The sequence below is a fragment of the Clostridium psychrophilum genome (assembly GCF_018861705.1).
GTDB lineage: Bacteria > Bacillota > Clostridia > Clostridiales > Clostridiaceae > Clostridium_AD > Clostridium_AD psychrophilum.
The window spans coordinates 1-1,381 of the sequence record NZ_JAHLEC010000243.1 but is presented as its reverse complement, the minus strand read 5'-3'; the positions used below and the strand labels follow the sequence as shown (position 1 = coordinate 1,381).

The 1,381-nt window shown below is 30.3% G+C and carries 1 protein-coding gene and 1 rRNA gene; one reads left to right on the top strand and one right to left on the bottom strand.

All coding sequences use genetic code 11. The annotated features are described in order from the left end of the window. A 5S ribosomal RNA gene (gene rrf, locus KPL38_RS19250) occupies nucleotides 1-108 on the top strand; the annotation flags it as partial. A 62-nt stretch (nucleotides 109-170) separates the two neighbouring features. Here the strand turns inward: rrf and KPL38_RS19245 are convergent. Next, nucleotides 171-908 carry an NAD-dependent protein deacylase gene (locus KPL38_RS19245; RefSeq protein WP_216290742.1) on the bottom strand — a complete coding sequence of 246 codons (738 nt, stop codon included), beginning with the start codon at nucleotides 906-908 and terminating at the stop codon, nucleotides 171-173. Nucleotides 909-1,381: the final 473 nt, after the last annotated feature.

Here is a 1,381-nt window from a genome sequence, read left to right as displayed (position 1 = left end):
TATGGCCTGAAGGTAACACCCGTTCCCATACCGAACACGAAGGTTAAGCTTCAATGCGCCGATGGTACTGCAGGGGTAACTTTGTGGAAGAGTAGGTTGTCGCCAGGTAATAAAAAAACACTAAGTTTAACTTAGTGTTTTTTACTTTTTTGCAATTTAAAGTAGTCCATTTAAAATAAAGATGCACATGCAGCATTTAAAACCTTGCCTATATTATCGTTAATTACTAAATCGGCTTGGTCATCATATGGTGTAGTTGATTTGTTAATAAGGATCAAATTTTTACCTTTAAAATATTGAATGAGATTTGCTGCAGGGTAAACTACAAGAGAGGTACCTCCTACAATCAATGTGTCAGCAGAACTTATTGCTTTAATAGAACAGTTTAAGTTAGTCGAATTTAGGCTTTCACCATAAAGAACAACGTCAGGTTTGATAATACCGCCGCAGCTATCGCATATTGGAACTATGTTTTTACTCGATATAATATAGTCTAAATCAAAAAACTTATTACAGCCCATACAATAGTTTCTATGTATAGATCCATGAAGTTCATATACAGTTTTTGAACCTGCCATTTGGTGTAAGCCATCAATATTCTGAGTGATTATAGCTTTTAATTTATTTATTTTTTCAAGCTTTGATAATGCAGTATGCGCATCATTGGGGACTGCATCTGTAAATATCATATTGGCTTTATAAAACTTAAAAAAGTCCTTAGTATGATTTACAAAGAAAGAGTGACTTAAAATAGTTTCAGGAGGAAATTGCAAGTCATTTTTAACATTATATAAGCCTTTTGCAGAACGGAAATCAGGAATGTTACTTTCTGTTGATACACCAGCACCTCCGAAAAAGACTATATTGGTTGAACTTTTTATGATTTCTTTTAATAATTTATAACACATAGCCTCAACTCCTTAAGTATAGTATAACAGTTAAAGGAATAGTGAATTGTAATTATAAAGAAAATAAAGGGTAATAAGTTATTTTAAGGTTTGGAATATAGTAAAACAAACTATATACTTATCCTAGCGTATCACTAGGAGATATTGTTAGCATTAATAGCGAAAATAGAGAAAAGTGAGAATAAATTGAAATTATGAACCAAAATTCTAATATACAATAATCTTATTATGGTAAAATATTTTTTGTCGTCGTAAGTTAGTGGCGATGTAAAACTTGTAATATCAATATAAAATACTGTTGACAAAATTAGAATTAAACAGTAGAATGATAAGAGTCGTCAGTTGACGGTTAATAGAAATAGCAAATTGGTCTTTGAAAATTAAACAGAGAAATAGGTAAAGAAATGAAATAATATTTTGTTTTAACCAGTTAATTACTTTAGTATAAAGTAAAATTTAGTCGTAAGACTAAA

Bases quoted from the DNA above. Each gene is read 5' to 3' on its own strand.
- KPL38_RS19245 (WP_216290742.1), bottom strand. From the start codon at position 908: ATGTGTTATAAATTATTAAAAGAAATCATAAAAAGTTCAACCAATATA.